Source organism: Allobosea sp. P4_H5, assembly GCF_056400825.1.
The window spans coordinates 1-22,058 of record NZ_JBFUKM010000001.1; the positions used below are offsets into that span (position 1 = coordinate 1).

Consider the following 22,058-nt stretch of genomic DNA (forward strand, 5'->3'; position numbering starts at 1 on the left):
ATCATCTGGACCTGGCGGCGGATGTCGCTCTCCGACCAGCTATAGGCTGCACCGGCATCGAGCCTGAGCTGGCCGAAGCGGGCCCCGGCATAGAGCGCGGCATGGCCGCTCTCGAGCTTGCCGGTCGAGAGGCGGGCATCGAGATCGAAGCGCGACTGGCTGTAGCCACCGGCGACGCCAACCTTCAGCGACGAACCCGGCGCGTCATAGACCATCAAATCGGCGCCGAGCAGGGCCCCACCGCTGCGGCGGCTCATGCTCGCGGCGTTGCCGTCGGCGTCGGTATTGCCCGTGCCGCCGAAGGCCGTGCCCCAGAGCGCATARCGCGGCTGCGGSAYCGGSGCGGGCATCRYGACCGCGCCCTTGCGGCCSGGCAGATCGGCAGTGAAGGCGCCTGCAACCTGCTGGCCGGGCTGCGTCAGCAGCGGCCCACGCAGATGGCCGAGGATGGTGTCGCGCACCAGCCGGCTCTCGTCGATCATGACGCTGACGGCTTGCGCATGCGCCTCGCCCGAGAGCAGGTCGAAGCCGGCGCGCGCCTCGGCCGCCGTCGCCGAGATCAGCGCGTCATAGACGGGATTGCCGACGCCCAAACGCTCGGCCGCGATCGCGATGAAGCCCTGGTTACGGGTGGCAGCGACGTAGGTGCTGGTCGTGCCGCCAGAGCTACCGCTCGTGCTGCCTGTGCCGCCGCTATTGTCCGGCCCGAAGGAGGTGTTGTTGCGGGTCATGGTCAGCGTGACGCTCGTGCCGCCATAGCTCAGTGACGGTGTCAGGAAGGCGAGGTTCGACGTGACGCTGCTGAAGCTGCCGCTGACCCCGCCACTTGCCGTGAGGATCGTATAGTTCGTCGAGGCCGCGTAATTGCCGCTCTCGGCCAGGACCTGCACCGTGCCGCCCGAGAGCGTCGCGCTGCCAGAGGCCACGATCCTGTCGCTCTGGCCGGCCGCGTTGACCTCGACCTGATAGGTCGAGCCGCTCGCGAAGGAGACATTGCCCGAGACCTTCAAGGTCCCGATCGAATTGCCCGGCGCGACCGTACCGCCGTTGGCGACGACGAGCGGCCCGACCGTCCCTGAGCCGCCGAGCGTGCCGCCACTCAAGCTCACCGAGCCGGTGATCGAGCCGTTGACCACCAGCTTGCCGCCCGAGACCGTCGTGCCGCCGGTGTAGGTGTTCGTGCCCGTCAGCGTCAGCGTGCCCGTACCGGTCTTGTCGAGCCCGCCATTGCCGGTGATCGTGCCCGAGAAGGTGGTCGAGGCATTGCTGCTGCCGGCCTTCAGCGTCGTCCCGGTGCCGACCTGGATCGAGCCGGCCCCGGCGAGCGAGCCGGCGGTGACGGCGCCGAGCCCGTCGCTGACCTGCAGCGTCGCGCCCGATGCGACCTGGTAGTCGGACGCCGCCGACATCGCGCCGGAGCCCTCGATGGAGAGCGTGCCGGCTTCGACCGTGGTCGCTCCTGAATAGGTGTTGGTGCCGGTCAGGGTCAGCGTGCCGGCGCCCTGCTTGGTCAGGCCGCCCGTGCCGTCGAAACTGGTCGAGACGCCGATGCTGAAGCCGTTGCTGTCGAAGAAGGCGCCGTTCGTGCCGATGGTCAGCGCCGAAAAGCCGTTCAGGAAGTTGGCCTGGTTGGCCATCGCCCGCAGGATTCCGCCGTTCAGCTCGACCACGGCCGTCCCGCTTCCGAACTTCATGACCTGGCGGGTCTCCAGCACGCCACGGCCGTTCACCGCATCGCCAAGCAGGCGCAAGACCCCGGTCGCTCCGGAGCGAGACACGCTGACCGACAGCGACCGGACCAGCCCGCCTTCCTTGATGACGAGCGTGCCGAAACCGCTGGTTCCGACGTCGATGGAGCCCGTGGCGATCAATTGGGATCCCGCCGAACTCACCGTTACGGTCGATGGATCTGCCGCAGTCCCGAACGGATCCTGGCCGATCACGATACTCGTGGCATGGACGCTGCCGCCTTCGATGATCGTCAGCGTGCCGGCCGCGCCAAAGCCAACGGAGAGGGGGCCAGCGGTCCAGCTTGAATTCTGGCCGGTCACCGTCACGGTGCCTCGGCCGGTAAATCCAATAGCGCTGGGGCCGCTCGAGACGAGGCCGCCATCGGTGATGGTCAGCGTGCCATCGGCGAGGTCTCCGACCGTGAGGGTCGCGCCGCCCAGGTTCCAGTTCGCGGGCTTTGGCCCGGGGCCGCCCGGGTTGACGTCGCCGGTCGCCTCCACGGAGGGAGCGGAGACCGCAGGCGCGCTGGCGAGCAAGGCAAGGGCGAGCGCGAATATCGATGTCGAAGCATATAGCCGCCTTGGCTGCGGGCCGCGCCCCGACGGCATCCGCGCGCGCTTCGAACTGGTTCGCACTGACATCAAGAAGCCCCGGCCGACATGGCAGGCTTAGGCCATGTCGGCGCCAAGGCAATGAACAGCCGTTCACATCCGCGCTAAAAACCGCGATGTGGCGAATCCGCCGCTATGCCGGAGCGTTACGCCTTGATCTTCACGTAGCTTCCTGGCGCATCCTCGAGCGCGGGCAGGGGCCCCTCGCCGGGGATGCGTGGCTTGACGCGCTTGGGCGCCTGCTTCTCCAGCCAGGCGAGCCAATGCGGCCACCAGGAGCCGGGATGCTCCTGCGTCGTCTTCATCCAGTCCTCGAAGGCGCCTTCCGGCTTCGGGCCGGTCCAGTACTGGTACTTCACCTTGTTCGGCGGGTTGACCACGCCGGCGATGTGGCCGGACCCGGCCATGACATAGTCGACGGGGCCGCCAAAGGTCTGCGAGCCCACGAAGACCGATTTCGCCGGAGCGATATGGTCCTCGCGCGTCGCCAGATTGTAGATGGGGATCGTCACCTTCTTGAGGTCGAGCAGCTTGCCGCCGAGGCGCATCTCGCCCTTGCTCAGCTTGTTCTCGAGATAGCAGTTGCGCAGGTAGAAGGAGTGGTTCGCCGCCGGCATCCGGGTCGAATCCGAATTCCAGTAGAGCAGGTCGAAGGGGGTCGGCGCCTTGCCTTTCAGGTAGTTGTTGACGGCATAGGACCAGATCAGGTCGTTGGGCCGGAGCATGTTGAAGGCGCCCGACATGCGCGAGCCGTCGAGATAGCCGCGTTCGGCCATCTGCTCTTCGACGGCGCGGATCTGCTCCTCGTCGACGAAGACCGAGAGCTCGCCGGCGTGGCTGAAATCGACCTGCGTGGTGAAGAAGGTCGCGCTGGCGATGCGCTTGTCCCGGGTTGCCGCCATATAGGCCAGGGTCACGCCGAGCAGCGTGCCGCCGACGCAGTAGCCGATCGTCGAGACCTGCTTCTCGCCGGTGACCTGTTCGATCGCCTCCAGCGCGGCGAAGATGCCCTCGCGCATATAGCTCTCGAAATCCTTGAGCGCGTGGCGGTGGTCCGGGTTGACCCAGGAGATGCAGAAGACCGTCAGCCCTTGCGAGACGCACCAGCGGATGAAGCTCTTCTCGGCGTTGAGATCGAGGATGTAGAACTTGTTGATCCAGGGCGGCACGATCAGCAGCGGCCGCTTCAGCACGGTCTCGGTCGCCGGCGCGTACTGGAGCAGCTCGATGATGTCGTTGCGATAGATGACCTTGCCCGGCGTCGTCGCGATGTTGACGCCGACCTGGAAGGCGCCGGCATCGGATTGCCTGATCTTGAGCTCGCCGCCGCCGGCCTCGACGTCCTCGGCCAGCATCTTCATGCCGCGCACTAGGTTCTCGCCGTTCTGCGCCATGGTCTCGCGCAGCAGTTCGGGATTGGTCGCGACGAAGTTGGAGGGGGAGAGGGCGCCGGCGATCTGCTTGACGTAGAAGCGGGCCTTGTCACGGGTATGCGGATCGAGCTCGTCCGCCTGCTCGACCATGCCTTCGGCCCAGCGCGTCGTCAGCAGATAGGCCTGCTTGACGAAATCGAAGACCGGATGGCTGTTCCACTCCGGATCGGCGAAACGGGCATCGCGCTTCTCGGGAGCGATCACCGGCTCGACCTGTTCGCCGCTCAGGCGCTTCAGGGTCGAGCTCCACAGGGAGAGGAAGTCGCTGGTGATCGCGCCCTGGGCCTCGATGATCTTCTGCGGGTCGCTGACCCAGCGCTCGGCGACGCGCCCGAGCACCTTGACCATTTCGCTGGCTTCGTCGGCCTGGCCGGTCTTGGCCTCGCCGCGTTCGATCGGTTTCAGATACGCCGCCGTCACCTTGCCGGCCTGCTCGACCAGCTTGCCCATGTTCTGCGCCATCGCCTCGAAATCGGGCACGGCCGGAAGCTCGGCGAACGGCGCCTCCGCAGGCTTTGGCCCGGTCTTGCCCTTCTCGTCAGCTGGCGGACACATGATGGCGCTCCCCTTGATAGCCTTACGCAGGAGTTGCACTCCCCATTTTAGACCCATTAAGGACCTAACCGGTATGAGTGACAAAGAAATTTTGCGGAAGCGGGGCGATGGCTGACAGGCGGACTCAAATCTCGCTCGGGGCGGCTGGACTGGTTCTGCTGGTCGGAGTCGGCCTTGGAGGCTGCGAAGCCACGCGCGGCGTGGCTGAAATGACCGATCTCGCCACCAAACCCGGCGAGCCCAAGCCGTTCGTCACCGAGACCCGGCCGCAGGATCCGAAATACATCCCGATCGGCACCACCGTCTCGCGGCAGGCCAAACGCAAGACCGTCGACGAGTTCAAGAAGCTCGAGGCCGAACTGGAAGCCAAGCGAATCTCCAATGACGCTGCTGGCGCGCAGGCGCAGAGCCTCGGCAAGGTCCTGCCGCCGCCGGCACCGCCGCCGCAGCCGAAGGAGTGACGGCGGCGGGCGTGGGCCGCTTGCCTTGCGCCGCGCGGGGCGCCCCAATGGTGGCTCCTCGGTGGAGCACCCGCGATGATCCTGATCGGCCAGTATGATTCGCCCTTCGTGCGCCGCGTCGGCATCGCGCTGACGCTCTATGAGCTGCCCTTCGAACATCGACCCTGGTCGGTCTTCGGCGACGGCGACAGGATCGCGCCGCTCAATCCGCTGGTTCGCGTGCCGACATTCGAGCTCGATGACGGGCTCGTGCTGGTCGAGAGCCATGCCATCCTCGATTATCTCGACGGTCTCGTTCCTCCCGAGCTTGCCCTGTTCCCGCGCACGGAGCCGGGTCGTCACAGGGCCTTGCGCGTCGCGGCGCTGGCGATGGGGCTCGCCGAGAAGGCGGTGAGCCTGTTCTACGAGCTGCGCTTGCACGACCAGGTCTCCGAGGTCTGGGCCGGACGCTGCCGCTCTCAGATCCTGGGTGTCCTTGCCGCTCTCGAGCGGGAGCGGGAGGAGCGCCTCGGTGACTGGTGGTTCGACGATCGCATCGGCCATGCCGACATCGCGCTCGCCTGCGCGCTGCGCTTTGCCAGCGATGCGCATCCCGATCTCGTCGTCCTCGGCGATTATCCAGCTTTGGAGGCGCATTCCGCGCGTTGCGAGGCGCTCGACGTCTTCCGCGCGATCAGCCAGCCCTTCATCCCGCCGGCTTGAAGCGTTGCAGCAATGCGGCATGCACCGTCGTTCGTTGAATCTTGCGTTTTTTCTGCTGTTGGGGCGGAAGTTGCGGTGGTAAGGCATCGCAACGCAAGAATGTGATTTGCTGTGCTGCCGCATGGCGATCCGCAAGGACCCGTAGTCGAGATGACCGATTTCCACCGCATCAAGCGCCTGCCGCCCTACGTTTTCGAACAGGTCAACAAGATCAAGGCTGCCGAGCGCGCCAAGGGCGTCGACATCATCGACCTCGGCATGGGCAATCCCGATCTGCCGGCGCCCAAGCACGTCATCGAGAAGCTGGTCGAGACTGCCGGCAAGCCGCGCACCGATCGCTACTCCGCCTCGAAGGGCATTGCCGGCCTGCGCCGCGCCCAGGCTTACTATTATCAGCGCCGTTTCGGCGTGACGCTCAATCCCGACACGCAGGTCGTCGCCACGCTCGGCTCGAAGGAAGGCTTTGCCAATATGGCGCAGGCCATCACCGGTCCCGGCGACGTCGTGCTCGTGCCCAATCCGAGCTATCCGATCCACGCCTTCGGCTTCCTGATGGCGGGCGGTGTGATCCGCTCCGTCCCGGCCGAGCCGACCCCGGCCTTCTTCCCGGCGCTGGAACGGGCGATGGCGCATTCGGTGCCGAAGCCGATCGCACTGGTCACCTGCTATCCGGCGAACCCGACTGCCTATACCGCCTCGCTCGATTTCTACCGCGACCTCGTCGCCTTCGCGAAGCGTCACGAGCTGATCCTGCTGTCGGACCTCGCTTATGCCGAGGTCTATTTCGACGAGAACGACCCGCCGCCCTCGATGCTGCAGGTGCCGGGCGCGATCGACGTCGCCGTCGAGTTCACCTCGATGTCGAAGACCTTCTCCATGGCCGGCTGGCGCATGGGTTTCGCCGTCGGCAACGAGCGGCTGCTGGCGGCGCTCGCCCGCGTGAAGTCCTATCTCGACTACGGCGCCTATACGCCGATCCAGGTCGCGGCTGCTGCGGCGCTCAATGGCCCGGACGACTGCATCCGCGAGATGCGCGATATCTATCGCAAGCGCCGCGACGCGCTGGTCGAGAGCTTCGGCAAGGCCGGCTGGGAGTTCCCGGCGCCGCAGGCCTCGATGTTCGCCTGGGTGCCGATCCCCGAGAAGTTCCGCCACCTCGGCTCGCTGGAGTTCTCCAAGCTGCTGATCGAGAAGGCGGAAGTCGCGGTCGCGCCGGGCATCGGCTTCGGCGAGCATGGCGACGACTATGTTCGCATCGCCATCGTCGAGAACGAGCAGCGTATCCGCCAGGCGGCGCGCAATATCGGCCGTTTCCTGAAGAGCGCCGACCAGACCCTGCACAACGTCATCCAGATGCCGAAGGCGGGGTAGGGCGTAAGCAACGCACGCCGTCATTCCGGGGCGCTGCGTAGCAGCGAGCCCGGAACCCAGAACCGATGTCATCCGAGCTGAAGCTCTCGATATCCAAGCCTTCGCGATGATGGGCATCGGTTCTGGGTTCCGGGCTCAGCCCTTTGGGCTGTCCCGGAAAGAGGCCTCCCAGTGTTGCGCGCCGGCACTGGACCGGGCCGTCGAAACATGGGAACCCAGCGCCGGGGCGGATAGCAGGGATAAAGAGCGCATCATGGTCTCGAAGGGCCGGTTGATCGGGATCATGTTCGGCCTGTTCGCGCTGGTCTGCCTGTTCGCGACCTATGATTTCTCGCGCGGCCGCACCAGCGACACCGATTCTGCCCTGATCGCCGAGGTGCTGACCGCCTCGCGCGCCAAGGAATGCGGCCGTGACGCGACCGAGATCGCCGGCAAGTATTTTCCGGCTGGCATGGGCCGGGCCGAAGCCGAGCAATTGCTGGCGCAGACGGTGATCCGGGCACCGAAGCCCTGGTTCTGGAAGCCGATCGACGAGAATTCGACCCAGGCCGACGGCGACAGTGTCGAGGCGTTGCGCACCATCAAGATCACCGCCTTCGGCAACCAGCTGCTGCGGCTCTATCTCGGCTTCGAGAACGGCAAGGTCCATAAGCTCGCCGCCGAGGTCGTCTGCCGCTTCGAGTGAGGCGGCAGGGCCTCACTTCTCGATGACGCAGAAGCGGTTTCCGTCCGGGTCCTCCAGCACGATGTAGTCGGCGCCGTCCGGGTAGCGCCACTCGGCCCGCTTAGCGCCGATGCGCAGCAGACGCTCGACCTCGGCATTCCGATCGCTGGCATAGAGGTCGAGATGATGGCGTTGATGATCATGCGCCTGCGATGAGACCTGCGTGATCGCGAGCTGCACGCCGAAACCCTCCCGCGGCACCAGGATCGCCCAGTCGGGCGAGGGCGGCCGCAGCGGCTCATAGGAGAGCGCTTGCGTCCAGAAGGCGATGGCGCGCGGCACGTCGCGCACGCCCCAGACGATCGAGCCGACCTTCAGCATCGCGATATCTCCTCGTTGCGTACTCAATCCGGCGTTTCCGGAGAGGTTCCCTCTACCCCTTCGCCGTTGACTCCCCGCGCGCCTCATGCGACCCCGCCGCTCATGACCATGCACGCTGCTCCCTCCGAGATCAGGCCCCTGCGCGTCGGCATTGCCGGCCTGGGAACAGTCGGCGCGGCGGTCGCCGGCATTCTGAAGCGCCAGGAGAATGCGCTCGCCGCCCGTTGCGGCCGGCCGATCCGCGTGACGGCGGTCTCGGCCCGGGATCGCAATCGCGATCGTGGCATCGATCTCTCCGGCTTTACCTGGTTCGACGATCCGGTCGCGCTCGCCGCGTCCCCTGAGATCGATTGCCTGGTCGAACTGATCGGCGGTTCGGACGGGCCGGCCAAGAAGGCGGTCGAGACCGCGCTCTCCGCCGGCAAGCACGTCGTCACCGCCAACAAGGCGCTGCTCGCTGCCCATGGCGTCGCGCTTGCCGAGCTTGCCGAGAGCAACGGCGCGGCGCTCGCCTTCGAAGCGTCCTCGGCCGGCGGCATCCCGGTGGTGAAGACGCTGCGCGAGGCGCTCTCGGGCAACAATGTCAGCCGGCTCTACGGCATCCTCAACGGCACCTGCAATTACATCCTCTCGCGCATGGAGCTCGAGGGCCTGACCTTCGAAGCTTGCCTGAAGGACGCCCAGCGCCTCGGCTATGCCGAGGCCGACCCGACCTTCGACGTCGAGGGCTTCGACACCGCCCACAAGCTCGCCATCCTGACCAGCCTCGCCTTCGGTACGAAGATCGATGCCGAAGCGATTCATGTCGAAGGCATTTCCTCGATCACGCCGCTCGACCTGAAGATGGCCGACGAGCTCGGCTACCGGATCAAGCTGCTCGGCGTCGCCGAGCGCACCAAGACCGGCATCGAGCAGCGCGTGCACCCGACCATGGTGCCGAAATCCTCTGCGATCGCGCAGGTGATGGGCGTCACCAATGCGGTGACGATCGACGCCGACGCGGTCCGCGAGATCACTTTGGTCGGCCCTGGCGCCGGTGGCGGCCCGACCGCCTCGGCCGTGATCGCCGATATCGCCGATGTCGCCCGCGGCACGGCCGGCCAGCCCTTCGGCATGCCGGTCGCCCGGCTGGAGCAGCCGACGCGGGCGCCGATGCAGCGTCATGAGGGCGGCTATTACATCCGCCTCGCTGTCGCCGACCGTCCCGGTGCGGCCGCGGCGATCGCGACCCGGATGGCCGAAGCTGATATCTCGCTGGAGAGCATCGTCCAGCGTCGTTCCGAGATCGCCGCCCAGCAGGATCCCGGCGGGCGCTCCGGCGCACCGGTTCCGGTCGTGCTGATCACCTACGCCACCAGCGAGCAGGCCATCCGCGGCGCCCTGGAGAAGGTCAGCGCCGACGGCCACATCGCAGAAGCGCCGCAAGTCATCCGCATCGAGCGGGAATGAGCGTGAAAGGCGCGGTCGCCCACGGCTTCGCCATATCATCGCCAATCCGTTCGCTATTCACCTCGGCCATCCGCTAACGCGCTCAGGGAGTCCCCCATGTCCGTCGATCTCCGCATCTCGCCCGACCAGATCATCGAGCGCTATCTCTCGATGGAGTTGGTGCGCGTCACCGAGCGCGCCGCCGTCGCCGCCGCCCGCCTGCGCGGCCATGGCGACGAAAAGGCGGCCGACCAGGCCGCGGTCGATGCGATGCGGCGCGAGCTCAACCGCCTGCCGATCGATGGCGAGATCGTTATCGGCGAAGGCGAGCGCGACGAGGCGCCGATGCTCTTCATCGGCGAGAAGGTCGGCAACAAGCAGGGCCCCAAGGTCCACATCGCCGTCGACCCACTCGAGGGCACGACGCTCTGCGCCAAGGACATGCCGGGCTCGATCGCGGTGATGGCGATGGCCGGCGCCGGCCAACTGCTCTACGCCCCCGACGTCTACATGAACAAGATCGCGATCGGCCCGGGCTATCCGCCTGGGATCGTCGATCTCGACGCCTCGGCCGCGGACAACATCAATGCGCTCGCCCGCGCCAAGGGCGTCAAGCCGCACGAGATCAACACGCTGATCATGGATCGGCCGCGCCACGAGAAGCTCATTGCGGAAGTCCGCAAGACCGGCGCCTCGATCCGCCTGATCACCGATGGCGACGTTGCTGGCGTGATCTTCTGCACCGAGCCGGAAAAGACCGGCATCGACCTTTATCTCGGCATCGGCGGCGCGCCGGAAGGCGTGCTCGCTGCGGCGGCGCTGCGCTGCGTCGGTGGCCAGATGCAGGGCCGCCTGATCCTTGACACCGAGGAGAAGCGGGCGCGCGCCGCGACCATGGGCGTCAAGGACCCGAACAAGAAGTACGACATGTCGGAGATGGCCTCGGGCGACGTCATCGTCTGCGCCACCGGCGTCACCGATGGCGGCATGCTCTCGGGCGTGCGCTTCGGGCCCGAGGTGATCGAGACCGAGACGATCGTCTACCGCTCGATCACCGGCACGGTCCGCCGCATCTATGGCGAGCACCGCGAGCTGTCGAAGTTCAAGCTCGACTGATCCGGCCTCTGCTGAGCCCATTCTGATCAGCGTGCACCGCAAGCTGATCGGTAAAATGGTCTCTGAACTTAAAGTATGAGACGGCGCGCTCAGCGCGCCGTCATCACCGCACGGGTGAATCCTGGTTCGACGATGGTCAGGCTGCCGTCGGGCAGCCCGAGGATGCGGTCCATCGCGATGCCCTGGAACTGGAAGCGCTGATCCAGCGCCGCGATCGCGGCGTCTTCCCCGGACGTTCCCATCGCATCGATGGTGCGCGCGACGGCGTCGTGGGTACTGGCGTTGAGGTGCAGGAGGATCTCCGCCGCGGCCTCGGGATCGGGTACGGCGAAGGCGCCTTCGGCCTTGCCCTGGGCGATGATCCTGGTCAGAACCGGCCGCATCACTGCGATCGAGGCGGCGTTGATACGGTGGTAGAGCAGCAGGTTCTCCGGCCGGAAGACCACGTCGAAGGCCGCCCGAAACTTCGGTGCATCCGCCAGCTTCATGCTGCGTGAGCGCGCCATGAAGCCGTTCAGCCGCTCCAGGGCGCTGAGCGTGGGGTCATCGAGGATATCGCGGATGCGCGCGACGGCATCCTGCGCCAGCCGGGCGGTGATCCCCTCCAGCAGATCCTCCTTGGCCGTGAAGTGGTGGTAGAAGCCCCCCTTTGAGATGCCGACCTTGGCGATGACGTCGTTCACCGTCGTCCGCTCATAGCCGCGCTCGAAGAACAGCGCCTGCGCGCCGTCGAGGATCTCGTTCCTGCGATCATCCGCGGACTTCACGATACGGGGCATGCAACGCGCTTTCTCTTGACGACCGACCGTCGGTCTGCAAAGTGACCGACGGTCGGTCTTTCGCGATTGTGCGCGCAAGACGCCGCCGGCGCAACGCTCCCGGATCGCGGCGATCGCGAACAGGGAAGGCCCGGCGCGGCGCCTCCTGCGGAGGGTTTCGTGACGTTCGCTCGCAGTCTTCTTGCCGTCGTGGTGCTCCTCGCTGCCGGGGGCGGATATTGGGCCCTGACGAAGCCCACCGCGGTCGCGACGGTCACACCCAGGCGCGGCGATGCGGTCGAGATCGTCCACGCCACCGGCACGGTCGAGCCGCGCAACTGGGCCAAGGTCACGGCGCTGGTGCGCGAGCGCATCGTCGAGCGCTGTGACTGTGAAGGCCAGCGCGTGGAGCAGGGCCATGTCCTCGCCCGGTTGGACAGCGTCCAGGCCGAAGCGACCTTGGCCGAGCTCAAGGCCCGCCAGAAGCTCGCCACTGCCGAGCATGACCGGCTCGCCGTGCTGGTCGAGCGCAATGTGATGAGCCAGCAGGCGCTCGACCGCGCCCGCAGCGAGATGAGCCAGGCCTCGGCCCTGATCGCTGGTCAGACCGCGCGCCTGGAGAGCTACGTCCTGCGCGCCCCGATGCGCGGCACCGTGCTGCGCCGCGACGGCGAGGTCGGCGAGATCGCCGAGCCCGGCACCGTGCTGTTCTGGATCGGCGAGGCCAAGCCGCTACGCGTCGTCGCCGAGGTCAATGAGGAGGACATTCCCCAGGTCAAGCCCGGTCAGCGTGCCTTGATCCGGGCCGACGCCTTCCCGGGGCGGACGCTGGAGGGGACCGTCGACAGCATCACGCCCAAGGGCGATCCCGTTGCCAAGACCTATCGCGTCTATCTCGCTCTGCCGGGTGACACGCCGCTGCTGATCGGCATGACGGTCGAGCTCAACATCATCGCGCGGGTGGCGAAGGAAGCGCTGTTGCTGCCGGTCGCCGCTGTGCAGGGCAACGCCGTCTTCGTCCAAGACGGCGATCGCGCCCGCCGCTGCGAGCTATCGATCGGCATTCGCGGCACCGGCGATGTCGAGGTGCTCTCGGGGCTGCCCGAGCAGGCCCGCGTCATCACGCCGTTTCCGGACAAGCTTGCGGACGGCGCCCGCGTCGCGCCACAAGGCGGCTGATCCATGCGCCTGATCATTGCCCTGGCCCTGACGCATATCCGCGGCCGCGGCCGGCAGACCTTGGTCGCGATCATCGGCGTCGCGCTCGGCGTCGGCTTCTCGATCGCCATGGCCGCGTTGATGCAGGGCGGTGAGGATGATTTCGTCGCGCGCCTCGTCGACACCATGCCACATGTCGACATCACCGACGAATACCGCGACGCCCGCCGCCAGCCGGCGCAGGACGCCTTTGCCGCAGTTCACATTGCCGGCCTGCGGCCGAAGGACGACCGGCGCGGCATCCTCAACCCGACCGAGGCAGTCGCCATGCTGAGGGCCTGGGTGCCGGGGCGGCTGGCGCTCAGCCTGAAGACGCAAGGGGTGGTGCGCTATTCCGGCCGCGACGTTGGCATCGCCATCATCGGCATCGAGCCGCAGGCGGAGATGAAGGTCTCCTCGCTCGCCAAGGATTTCCGCCAGGGCAGCTTCGCCTCGCTGATCGCCGGCGGCAACAACATCGTCGTCGGCGACCGGCTGGCGCAGCGTCTCGGCACCGAACCCGGCACCACCGTCACCGTCGTCTCCTCGACCGGCCAGAGCCGCGCCTTCAAGATCGTCGGCCTGTTCCACACGGGTACCACGGCGCGCGACGAAGGCGAGGGTTATGTCCTGCTCAAGAACGCCCAGATCCTCAGCGAGCGCCCGAATGCGATCAACGAGATCAGGCTGAAGCTCGACGATCCCAACGCCGCGCCGCAGGTGGCGCGGCGGGCCGAGGCGCAGATCGGCTACAAGGCGATGGCCTGGCAGGAGGCGAACGAGTCGCTGCTGCAGGCGCTCGTGATCCGCAATGTCATCATGTACACGGTCGTCGGTGCGATCCTGCTGGTGGCCGGCTTCGGCATCTTCAACATCATCTCGACGATCACCCATGAGAAGGCGCGCGACATCGCCATCCTGAAGTCGCTGGGCTTCACCGAGACCGATATGCGCCGCCTCTTCCTGCTGGAAGGCGTGGCGCTCGGCGCCGGCGGCTCGCTGGTCGGCTGGGTGGTCGGATTCTCGCTCTGCTTTGCGCTCTCGCTCGTCCGCTTCGAATTGTCGGGCGCCAGCGTCGCCCAGGAGATCACGCGCCTGCCGCTGGCCTGGAGCATCTGGCACTATCTGATCGCCGCCGGCTTCGCTTTGGTCTCGGCCGGTATCGCTGGCTACCTGCCGGCAAGGCAGGCGGCCCGGCTCAACCCGGTCGACATCATCCGGGGCGCGACATGAGCGCGCTGATCGAAACCAAGGGCTTGACCCGCGTCCTGCCCGCCGCCGTGCCGGTGACGCTGGTCCAGGGCATCACGCTCGCGATCGGGACGGGCGAGTTCGTCGCGATCACCGGTCCGTCAGGCTCGGGCAAGTCCTCGCTGCTCTATCTGCTCGGGCTGCTCGACAAGCCGACCGAGGGCTTGCTCGCCATCGAAGGCAGGGACACGGCCGGGCTCAGCGAACGCGAGCGCGCCGCAATCCGGCTGGCGACGCTCGGCTTCGTCTTCCAGTTCCACTTCCTGCTGCCGGAATTCACGGTGCGCGAGAATGTCGAGATCCCGATGCGCCGGCTCGGCCGCCTCGGCGCAGCTGCCATGCATGAGCGTTCGACCAAACTGCTCGGCGCGCTCGGCTTGGCAGATCACCTCGACAAGCGGCCCGACCAGCTCTCGGGTGGTCAGCGCCAGCGCGTCGCTGTCGCCCGCTCTCTTGCCAACGATCCGCCGGTGATCCTCGCCGACGAGCCGACCGGCAGCCTCGACAGCAAAAATTCCGAGCAGGTCTTTTCGATTCTCGATGCGCTGGTGCGCGAGCGCGGCAAGACGGTCATCGCCGTGACCCACGACACCGGGATGGCGGCGAAGGCGAGTCGCCGCATCCATCTCGTCGACGGCCGACTGGCCGAGAGTCAGACCGAGAGCTGAGACGATCAGTCTTCTGCGCCCGGCTCGGCCTTGCGCCGGAAGCCGGTCGCCAGCACGTAGAGCTCGGAGGAATCGGCCCGGCTCGCTGCCGGCTTGATGTTGCGAACCTGGGCGAAGTCGCGCTTCAGCTCCGCCAGCAGCCCGGCCGTGTCGCCGCCCTGGAAGAGCTTGGCAAGGAAAAAGCCGCCCGGTGCCAGCACGTTGTTGGCGAATTCGAGCGCCGCCTCGGCGAGGCCGATGATCCTGAGATGGTCGGTCTTCTTGTGGCCGGTGGTATTTCCGGCCATGTCGGACATCACGCCGTCGGCCTTGCCGCCGAGCTTTTCCGTCAACAGGGCAGGGGCTTCGTCCGACATGAAGTCGAGCTCGATCAGCTCGACATGCGGGATCGGATCGACCGGCAAAAGGTCGATGCCAACGATCCGTCCCTTGCCGTTCTCGAGCCCGATCTTGGCGCCCGCGACCTGGCACCAGCCACCTGGGGCGCAACCGAGATCGAGCAGCTTCTGGCCGGGTTTCAGGAACTTGTAGCGCTCATCCATCTCGGCGAGCTTGAACGCCGCGCGCGAGCGATAGCCCATTTCGCGCGCCCGCTTCACATAGGGGTCGTTGAGCTGGCGCTCGAGCCAGAGCTGCGAGGAATGGCTGCGCTTGGCGGGCTTCTTGACCTTGATGCGCAGGTCGCGTGCGCCACCGCCGCTGCCGGATTTTGTTGTCGTCATTGCCTTCGGCGCCACCAGGCGCGATCCTCGTGCATCATTCTGAGCAGGATGCCCTCGCGCAGGCCGCGATCGGCGATGCGCACCTTCGGGCTTGGGAAGGCCCGCCGGATCGCCTCGAAGATGGCGCAGCCGGCGAGCACCAGATCGGCCCGCTCGCGGCCGATGCAGGCATTGGCCTGACGCTGGGCATAGTCCATCGCGACGAGTTCGTCGATGACGCTGCAAATGTCCCGGTCCTGCATCCACAGCCCGTCGACCTGGCGCCGGTCATAGCGTGGCAGGCGCAAATGGATGCCGGCGACGGTGGTGACGGTGCCGGAGGTGCCGAGCAGGTGGAAATTCGGTGCATTCCGTGCCGCCGCCGCCTTCGCCGCAAACGGCGCCAGCGCCTCGCTGCAATCGGTGACCATGCGCTCGAATTTCTCGCGCCCGACCTCGATGCCGCCATAGCGCTCCGCCACCGAGACGACGCCGATCGGCAGCGAGGCCCATTCGCGGATGCGCGAGGCTGGGTCGCGCCCGGCCTCGCGCCCGCCGAGCCAGACGATCTCGGTCGAGCCGCCGCCGATGTCGAAGACGATGACTGCGCCGGCCTCCGGCGCCGCCAGCGCAGCGCAGCCAGTGACGGCGAGCGAGGCTTCCGTGCGTTGGTCGACGATCTCGAGTTCGAGCCTTGCTTCCTCGCCGACGCGGCGGACGAACTCGACACCATTGGTCGCAGCCCGGCAGGCCTCGGTTGTGATCAGGCGGGCCCGCGTCACGCCGCGATGGTCCATCTTGCTCTTGCAGACCTTCAGGGCCTCGACGGCGCGGTCCATCGCGTCGTCGCAAAGCTTCCCGCTGGCGCCCAGCCCCTCACCGAGTCGCACGATCCGCGAAAAGGCGTCGACGACCCGGAAGCCGTGCTGGGCCGGCCGGGCGATCAGCAGACGGCAGTTGTTGGTGCCGAGATCGAGCGCGGCATAGGTGGTCGGATGAGGGCGCTGGAACGGGGCCGGAGCGAACCGAACCGCGTCCGGCGGCGCGGGCCGCTCGCCCGGTAGAGGGATCGCCGCCACGAGGGGGCGGTCGGAATCCTGGCGGTCTTCGACCGTCACTTGCTAACCCTTCGCCGGTCAGGACCGTCATGGTGGCCTGCCGGAGTCCAGCAAGAAGCTGGAACGTTTCCATTCGAAGGGCAGCGTAACAACAGCACGCGGCCCCTGCCAAGCGGAACCTGTGGCGAAACTGCGGCGAGCTTCGGCTGTGCTTGCCTGTGTCCCGTCTTCGCGGCAAAGCTCGGCCTTGGCCGGCATGACCAAGCCGGCGGCGACCAATCGGGAGAAACGGCATGGCGGCGCGGCGCATGATTCTGGCGATCGACCAGGGCACGACGTCCTCCCGCGCCATCCTGTTCGATGAGAATCTGCAGCCGGTCGCCAGCGCCCAGCAGGAATTCCCGCAGCATTATCCGGCCTCGGGCTGGGTCGAGCACGAGGCGGAGGATCTCTGGGAGAGCACGCTCTCGGTCTGCCGGCAGGCGCTTGCTCGCGCTGAGGCGCGGGCAGGGGAGGTCGCCGCGATCGGCATCACCAACCAGCGCGAAACCACGCTCGTTTGGGACCGCAGCACTGGCCAGGCGATCCATCGCGCTATCGTCTGGCAAGACCGGCGCACCGCCGAGCGCTGCGCCGCGCTGGAGGCGGAAGGCCATGGCAAGCTGGTCGCCGAGCGCACCGGCCTGCGCATCGATCCTTATTTCTCCGGCACCAAGATCGCCTGGATCCTCGACCACGTCCCCGGCGCCCGCGAGCGGGCGAAGCGCGGCGAACTCGCCTTCGGCACGGTCGACTGCTTCCTGCTCTGGCGCCTGACCGGCGGGCGCGTCCACGCCACCGACGCGACCAACGCCTCGCGCACCATGCTGTTCGATATCCACAAGGGGCGTTGGGATGAGGAACTGCTGGCGTTGCTCGACATTCCCGCGGCGATGCTGCCGGACGTCCGCGACTGCGCCGCTCATTTCGGCGACAGCGAGCCCGGCCTACTCGGCGGCGCGATCGCGATTCGCGGCATTGCCGGCGACCAGCAGGCGGCGACCGTCGGCCAGGCCTGCTTCGAGCCCGGCATGCTGAAGTCGACCTATGGCACTGGCTGCTTCGCGCTGCTCAACACCGGCACCAAGGCCGTCACCTCGCAGAATCGCCTGCTCTCGACCATCGCCTACCAGCTCAAGGGCGTGCGCCATTATGCGCTGGAGGGCTCGATCTTCATCGCTGGTGCCGCGGTGCAATGGCTGCGCGATGGGCTCGGCATCATCGAGAAGGCCTCCGACAGCGGCCCGCTCGCGGCCAAGGCCGATTCCGGCCAGCAGGTCTATCTGGTGCCGGCCTTCACCGGCCTCGGCGCGCCGCATTGGGACGCCAATGCCCGCGGCGCCATGTTCGGCCTGACCCGCAACACCGGCCCGCGCGAGTTCGCCCGCGCCGCGCTCGATTCGGTCTGCTTCCAGACGCTCGATCTGCTCGAGGCGATGCGCTCCGACTGGCCGGAGGCGGACGGGGCGGAGACGGTGCTGCGCGTCGATGGCGGCATGGTCGCCTCCGACTGGACGATGCAGCGCCTCGCCGACATCCTCGCCGCCCCGGTCGACCGGCCGCAGGTGCTGGAGACCACCGCGCTGGGGGCCGCCTATCTCGCCGGTCTCGATGCCGGCCTGCTTCCGGAGCCGACCCAATTCGCCGATCGCTGGCGGCTGGAGCGGCGATTCTCGCCGGGCCTCGCCGAGGAGACGCGCCGCAACCACGTCGCCGGCTGGCGCGACGCCGTCAGGCGCACGCTGAGCGGGAGCTGACGCGCGCGCTGATATCCCGTCGCGCGGGCTCCGGCGATCGTTTGAGCTGCTGTGCAAGGTGCCGTGAACGGCTCGCATGTCGAAATCGTCACAGAAGGCTTGCAACCGGGCGCGAGGTTGTTTAGATCGCCCCCATCCGACGCGTCGCAGACAGCGCGCCCGTTGGGGGATCGTCTAACGGTAGGACCCCAGACTCTGACTCTGGTTGTCTAGGTTCGAATCCTAGTCCCCCAGCCACTTTCCTATAAGCGGCTGATTTTCAAGCGGTTCTTCTGCCCTCTCCTGGCCGGCAAAGCGATTTGCCCGTCCGGTTGCTACAAGGGGCACCGTTTTGGCGCGTCTCCTCCGCAACGTCGTCCAGCGCAATCGCATCTTCCATTTCCGCCGTGGCATCCCGGTCGATCTGCGCCCGCGCTTCCTGCGCCGAGAGATCACCTGCTCGCTGCGGACCTCCGAATTGCATCTCTCCCACTCCGCGCCAACGGCGAGCCCTATCGCGGCATCAACGTCCTGCTGCTGTGGCTCCACGCCCTCGACAAAGGCTTCGTCTCACCGCACTGGTTGACCTTCAAACAAGCACAGGCGCTCGGCGCCCAGGTTCGCAAGGGCGAGCGGGCCAGCCAGGTCGTGTATGCCGGGACGCTGAACCGGACCGAGACCGACGACACCACCGGCACCGAGGTCGAGCGCGGCATTCCCTTCCTCAAGGCCTACGCCGTCTTCAACGCCGACCAGATCGATGGCCTGCCGGACCGGTTCATCCCTCAGCCGCTCGAACCCACCGCCGACACCACGCGCAACGCGCGGGCCGAGGCCTTCATCACGGCGACCACAGCCGATATCCGCCATGGCGGGGCAAGAGCCTACTACAGCCCCAGCGGCGACCACATCCAGATGCCGCCGTTCGCCAACTTCATCGCGGCGGAAGGCTATTACGCCACGCTTTGCCATGAGCTCACGCATTGGACCGGCCACAAGAGTCGCCTCGACCGCGACCTCAGCCGCACGCGCTGGGGCGCTGCCGCCTATGCCGCCGAAGAACTCGTCGCCGAACTTGGGGCCGCCTTCATCTGCGCCCAGCTCCAGCTCACACCGCAGATCCGCGAAGACCACGCCGCCTACATCGCCTGCTGGCTCAAGGTCCTCCGGGCCGACAAGCGCGCCATCTTCACCGCTGCGGCCCAGGCCCAGCGCGCCGCCGACTTCCTCCTCGCCTTCATCCGCCCGGTCGAGCCGGCCGCCTGCCGCCAAGCTTCATGAAGCGGCGCGCCATCACCGACCCGAGCCAGCTCGGCTTCGACCTCCTGCTCGCCGAGACCGACAAGGCGAATCAGGCCGCTGCTCTCAACCGTGCCATCGGCCACCTGCCGGACGCCCTGGATGAGGCCTTGCCCTATTACCGCGACCTCATCGCCCGGCACCACGCGGCAATGCTGGCTGGCGACGGCAAGGCCGCCATCGCGCTTCGTGAGGAGGCCGGTCATCTTGCCTTACGCCTCAACCACGGCGAGCCGGGCATCCTCGCCGGCCCCGACGCCCCTGGCTGTAAGCTCGCCGATCTCACCGCCGCCGAGCCCGGCACGATCCCGGCCTGGGGTCAACAAGGCGAGTTCATCCTCGATATCGCCGGCATGCGCGTCCTCATCAAGCTGAGCGGCCTGTTCGGCATTGGCGCACGCTTCATGCCGTACCTCAGCTTTAGCGTCCATGCCCTCGACTGGGACCAGCCCTTCCTCAGCGAGACCGGCTACCGCAGCTTCACGGGCATCAACGCGGCGCTCGTGCCCGGCTTTACGCCGGACGGCTTTGCACGCGAGGTGATCACCAGCCACGTCACCACGATCCTAAAAGGCAGGCTCGTTCCGGTCGCAAAACAATATCGGCCGACCCACGTGCAGCGACACCTTGAGAAATAGCAAGATTAGAGCAACCTATGCGACAGCTCTTCTCGTCGTGTGAACATTCCCTTCTCTCCGCAGCTTCAGCGTGCTCTCATCCTGCAGGTTGGCGATGATGTCGCCGATGCCGAACATCCTCATGGCGACGATCACGAAGCCAACGCCGTCCGACAGTTCCGGCAGACCGAACGTATAGCGCTGGACGCCTGAATTCACGTCAGTCCCGACGAGGCCGAGCAGAAGTCCGAGGATGATCTTCGCTTGCCTCCCGCAAAGGCGCCTGCAAGAGGCTCGTCATCACGACGCCGGATCATCGTCCATGCAAGGAGGGTGAGCGCGAAGCTTAGCCCAGCCGGTCGCGCCAGTCGCGCAGCGCTTCCAGGAGCTGGCGGATGAAGCCGGCCGTGGCCTCGTCGGTGAGCTTGCCGGCCTCGTCGAACTTGGTTTGAGCGGCGCCGATCATCACCTCCGGCTTGTTGAGCGGGAAGGCGTTGAGGAAGATCAGCATCTGCCGCAACTGATACTGCGCCCGGGCGGTGCCGAAGATGCCTCCGCTCGCCCCCATGATCGCCACCGGCTTGTTGTCGAAAGGCTGGCTCGGCGGCCGCGAGGCCCAGTCGATCGCGTTCTTGAGCACGCCCGGGATCGAGTAGTTGTACTCCGGCGTCACGAACAGGATCGCGTCGGCCGCCGCGAGCTGGTCGCGGAAGCGCTGGGCCGCCGGCGGATAGCCCGCGACGCGCACATCGTCATTGTAGAGCGGAATATCGCCGATCTCGGCGGTCTCGATCGTCATCCCCTCCGGCGCCAATGCAATGGCGGCCTTGAGTGCGGCGGTATTGTAGGACCCGGCCCGCAGGCTGCCTGAAATCCCGACGACCCGGATCGGGCGGCTATCCCTCGTCATGTCTCGTCTCCTGAAACGCTTGGTCGGTTGTCGGGCTCAGCCCTGGCGCCTGATGAAGCCGGTGATCGCGATGCGCTCCCAGATCCCGGCGGCGTGGAACGGATCGGCGGCATTGAAGCGCTCCACGGTTGCAAGGTCCGCCGCCTCGACGAGGAAGAGGCTGCCGATCATGGTCGAGCCGTCCTCGGCGACCAAGGGCCCCGACATCAAGATCTCGACCTTTAGCGCAGAGGTGTCGGAAAGGAAGGCCTTGTGGGCATCGTAATGGGCGAGACGGGCCGGGAACGCGCCCGGCTTGTCGAGGGCATGGATCACGAACAGCATGCAATGGGCTCCTGTGGCGGCCGGAAGGCTCCCCGGCCGCCGCTACGGGTGAGGATCAGTTCGGCTTGCTGGCCAGGGCGGCCGCCTCGCTCCAGCTCGGGCAACTGCGCGTTTCCAGCGGGGTGTCGTAGGGCTGGAAGTTCGAGGCGTTCACCACGGTCGGCTTCAGCACCACTTCGGTGACGATCGGCTCGTTGCGCAAGGCCCTGATCGCGACGAGGGTGCCGATGCAGCCCTGCAGGAAGCCGTTATAGTCGCCCGAGGCGAGCAGCTTGCCGGCCTTGATCGCGTCGACCGCCTCCTTGGTGCCGTTGATGCCGACGACCTTGGCCTTGCGGTTGGCGCCGTCGAGCGCCTCGATCGCGCCGATCGCCATCGCGTCATTGGCGGCGAGTACCCCATCGATCTGCGGGTGGGACTGCATCAGGTTCTCCATGACCTGCAGGCCCTGCAGGCGCTGGTAGTTGGCCGGCTGGCTGGCGAGCAGCTTGACGTCCTTCGATTCCTTGATCGCGTCGTTGAAGCCGCGCACCCGGTCGATATTGGTCAGGGAGCCTTTCACGCCCTCGAGGATGACGACATTGCCCTTGCCGCCGATCTCCTTGAGCAGGTAGCGCGCCGTCTCCAGGCCGAGGCTGTAATCATCCGCGCCGACGAAGGCGAGGAACTTGCCGCCGGCGCTGCGGTCGGTGACGTTGACGATCGGGATCTTGGCGTCGTTGATCTGCTCCACGCCCGGCACCATCGCCTTGTAGTCGACGGGGACGAAGACGATGGCGCTGGGCTTCTTGACGATCACGTCCTCGACCTGGCTGAGCTGCTCGGGGATCGAGTCGGGCTTGGTCGGAATGTAATGCACGGCCTTGGCGCCGAGCGACTTCGCCGCGACCTCGGCGCCGACCCGCACCGTCTGGAAATAGGGATTGGTCTGGTTCTTGGTGAAGACCGCGATCGTCTCGCCGGCGGCGAGCGCCGCAGTGGAGATCAGGATGGCGGGCAGCGCTGCGGCCAGAAGCTTTGATTTCGACATGATTGTTCCCTCCCTTT

General features: G+C 66.9%; 23 protein-coding genes and 1 tRNA gene. 14 read left to right on the forward strand and 10 right to left on the reverse strand.

The features are described 5' to 3' along the window. Positions 1-2,231, reverse strand: a 2,231-nt coding sequence (locus AC1DS0_RS00005; RefSeq protein ID WP_476812366.1) for an autotransporter outer membrane beta-barrel domain-containing protein, incomplete at its 3' end; no start/stop codon positions are given. A 257-nt stretch (positions 2,232-2,488) separates the two neighbouring features. After that, positions 2,489-4,237, reverse strand: a complete 1,749-nt coding sequence (locus AC1DS0_RS00010; RefSeq protein WP_476813062.1) for a PHA/PHB synthase family protein — start codon at positions 4,235-4,237, stop codon at positions 2,489-2,491. A 302-nt stretch (positions 4,238-4,539) separates the two neighbouring features. On the opposite strand from AC1DS0_RS00010, the gene AC1DS0_RS00015 reads away from it, so the two are divergent. From AC1DS0_RS00015 to AC1DS0_RS00030, 4 genes are all read left to right on the forward strand, one after another. Continuing rightward, positions 4,540-4,791, forward strand: a complete 252-nt coding sequence (locus tag AC1DS0_RS00015) for a hypothetical protein (RefSeq protein WP_152014342.1) — start codon at positions 4,540-4,542, stop codon at positions 4,789-4,791. Between the two features lie 75 nt (positions 4,792-4,866). Further along, entirely contained in the window at positions 4,867-5,493 is a 627-nt protein-coding gene (locus AC1DS0_RS00020) for a glutathione S-transferase family protein (protein ID WP_476812367.1), read from the forward strand. Between the two features lie 150 nt (positions 5,494-5,643). Further along, positions 5,644-6,864, forward strand: a complete 1,221-nt coding sequence (locus AC1DS0_RS00025) for an LL-diaminopimelate aminotransferase (RefSeq protein ID WP_476812368.1) — start codon at positions 5,644-5,646, stop codon at positions 6,862-6,864. A 253-nt stretch (positions 6,865-7,117) separates the two neighbouring features. Beyond that, on the forward strand, positions 7,118-7,549 hold the full coding sequence (locus tag AC1DS0_RS00030) for a hypothetical protein (RefSeq protein WP_476812369.1): 432 nt from the start codon (positions 7,118-7,120) through the stop codon (positions 7,547-7,549). Between the two features lie 12 nt (positions 7,550-7,561). Here AC1DS0_RS00030 and AC1DS0_RS00035 read toward each other — a convergent pair whose 3' ends face one another. Beyond that, positions 7,562-7,909, reverse strand: a complete 348-nt coding sequence (locus AC1DS0_RS00035) for a VOC family protein (protein WP_476812370.1) — start codon at positions 7,907-7,909, stop codon at positions 7,562-7,564. A gap of 108 nt (positions 7,910-8,017) precedes the next feature. Between AC1DS0_RS00035 and AC1DS0_RS00040 the strand changes: the two genes are divergently transcribed. Beyond that, positions 8,018-9,358: a homoserine dehydrogenase gene (locus AC1DS0_RS00040; RefSeq protein ID WP_476813063.1), complete on the forward strand. Its 1,341-nt coding sequence runs from the start codon at positions 8,018-8,020 to the stop codon at positions 9,356-9,358. Between the two features lie 96 nt (positions 9,359-9,454). After that, a complete protein-coding gene (gene glpX, locus AC1DS0_RS00045; RefSeq protein ID WP_152014347.1) occupies positions 9,455-10,453 on the forward strand; it encodes a class II fructose-bisphosphatase in 999 nt (332 codons plus the stop codon). A gap of 89 nt (positions 10,454-10,542) precedes the next feature. Here the strand turns inward: glpX and AC1DS0_RS00050 are convergent, their stop codons facing one another. Further along, positions 10,543-11,232 carry a TetR/AcrR family transcriptional regulator gene (locus tag AC1DS0_RS00050; protein ID WP_476812371.1) on the reverse strand — a complete coding sequence of 230 codons (690 nt, stop codon included), beginning with the start codon at positions 11,230-11,232 and terminating at the stop codon, positions 10,543-10,545. Positions 11,233-11,391: 159 nt separating this feature from the next. On the opposite strand from AC1DS0_RS00050, the gene AC1DS0_RS00055 reads away from it, so the two are divergent. The 3 genes from AC1DS0_RS00055 to AC1DS0_RS00065 are packed head-to-tail and all read left to right on the forward strand — an operon-like array spanning position 11,392 to position 14,327. Continuing rightward, on the forward strand, positions 11,392-12,390 hold the full coding sequence (locus AC1DS0_RS00055; protein ID WP_476812372.1) for an efflux RND transporter periplasmic adaptor subunit: 999 nt from the start codon (positions 11,392-11,394) through the stop codon (positions 12,388-12,390). A gap of 3 nt (positions 12,391-12,393) precedes the next feature. Then, a complete protein-coding gene (locus AC1DS0_RS00060; RefSeq protein ID WP_476812373.1) occupies positions 12,394-13,641 on the forward strand; it encodes an ABC transporter permease in 1,248 nt (415 codons plus the stop codon). Further along, entirely contained in the window at positions 13,638-14,327 is a 690-nt protein-coding gene (locus AC1DS0_RS00065; RefSeq protein WP_476812374.1) for an ABC transporter ATP-binding protein, read from the forward strand. Before AC1DS0_RS00060 ends, AC1DS0_RS00065 begins: the two co-directional genes overlap by 4 nt. A gap of 5 nt (positions 14,328-14,332) precedes the next feature. On the opposite strand, the gene AC1DS0_RS00070 is transcribed toward AC1DS0_RS00065, so the two are convergent. Together AC1DS0_RS00070 and AC1DS0_RS00075 are read right to left on the reverse strand one after the other, a co-directional pair. Then, entirely contained in the window at positions 14,333-15,049 is a 717-nt protein-coding gene (locus AC1DS0_RS00070) for an RlmE family RNA methyltransferase (protein ID WP_476812375.1), read from the reverse strand. Beyond that, positions 15,046-16,146 carry a Ppx/GppA phosphatase family protein gene (locus AC1DS0_RS00075; protein ID WP_476812376.1) on the reverse strand — a complete coding sequence of 367 codons (1,101 nt, stop codon included), beginning with the start codon at positions 16,144-16,146 and terminating at the stop codon, positions 15,046-15,048. Before AC1DS0_RS00075 ends, AC1DS0_RS00070 begins: the two co-directional genes overlap by 4 nt. Positions 16,147-16,379: 233 nt before the next feature. On the opposite strand from AC1DS0_RS00075, the gene glpK reads away from it, so the two are divergent. The 5 genes from glpK (at position 16,380) to AC1DS0_RS00100 (ending at position 19,798) form a co-directional block, all read left to right on the forward strand. After that, positions 16,380-17,882, forward strand: coding sequence for a glycerol kinase GlpK (gene glpK / locus AC1DS0_RS00080; protein ID WP_476812377.1), 1,503 nt, complete (start codon positions 16,380-16,382; stop codon positions 17,880-17,882). Between the two features lie 163 nt (positions 17,883-18,045). Beyond that, positions 18,046-18,119, forward strand: a tRNA-Gln gene (locus tag AC1DS0_RS00085). A gap of 94 nt (positions 18,120-18,213) precedes the next feature. Further along, positions 18,214-18,447: a DUF6538 domain-containing protein gene (locus AC1DS0_RS00090; RefSeq protein ID WP_476812378.1), complete on the forward strand. Its 234-nt coding sequence runs from the start codon at positions 18,214-18,216 to the stop codon at positions 18,445-18,447. Further along, positions 18,339-19,142, forward strand: a complete 804-nt coding sequence (locus AC1DS0_RS00095; RefSeq protein WP_476813064.1) for an ArdC family protein — start codon at positions 18,339-18,341, stop codon at positions 19,140-19,142. Before AC1DS0_RS00090 ends, AC1DS0_RS00095 begins: the two co-directional genes overlap by 109 nt. After that, positions 19,139-19,798 (forward strand): hypothetical protein, encoded by a 660-nt coding sequence (locus AC1DS0_RS00100; RefSeq protein WP_476812379.1) that lies wholly within the window; start codon positions 19,139-19,141, stop codon positions 19,796-19,798. Before AC1DS0_RS00095 ends, AC1DS0_RS00100 begins: the two co-directional genes overlap by 4 nt. Before the next feature lie 15 nt (positions 19,799-19,813). Here the strand turns inward: AC1DS0_RS00100 and AC1DS0_RS00105 are convergent, their stop codons facing one another. The 4 genes from AC1DS0_RS00105 to AC1DS0_RS00120 form a co-directional block, all read right to left on the reverse strand. Further along, entirely contained in the window at positions 19,814-20,035 is a 222-nt protein-coding gene (locus AC1DS0_RS00105) for a tripartite tricarboxylate transporter permease (protein WP_476813065.1), read from the reverse strand. An 88-nt stretch (positions 20,036-20,123) separates the two neighbouring features. Continuing rightward, entirely contained in the window at positions 20,124-20,687 is a 564-nt protein-coding gene (locus tag AC1DS0_RS00110) for an NADPH-dependent FMN reductase (protein WP_476812380.1), read from the reverse strand. Between the two features lie 36 nt (positions 20,688-20,723). Then, positions 20,724-21,011 carry a YciI family protein gene (locus tag AC1DS0_RS00115; RefSeq protein ID WP_476812381.1) on the reverse strand — a complete coding sequence of 96 codons (288 nt, stop codon included), beginning with the start codon at positions 21,009-21,011 and terminating at the stop codon, positions 20,724-20,726. A gap of 55 nt (positions 21,012-21,066) precedes the next feature. Next, positions 21,067-22,041 (reverse strand): sugar ABC transporter substrate-binding protein, encoded by a 975-nt coding sequence (locus tag AC1DS0_RS00120; protein ID WP_476812382.1) that lies wholly within the window; start codon positions 22,039-22,041, stop codon positions 21,067-21,069. Between the last annotated feature and the right edge of the window lie 17 nt (positions 22,042-22,058).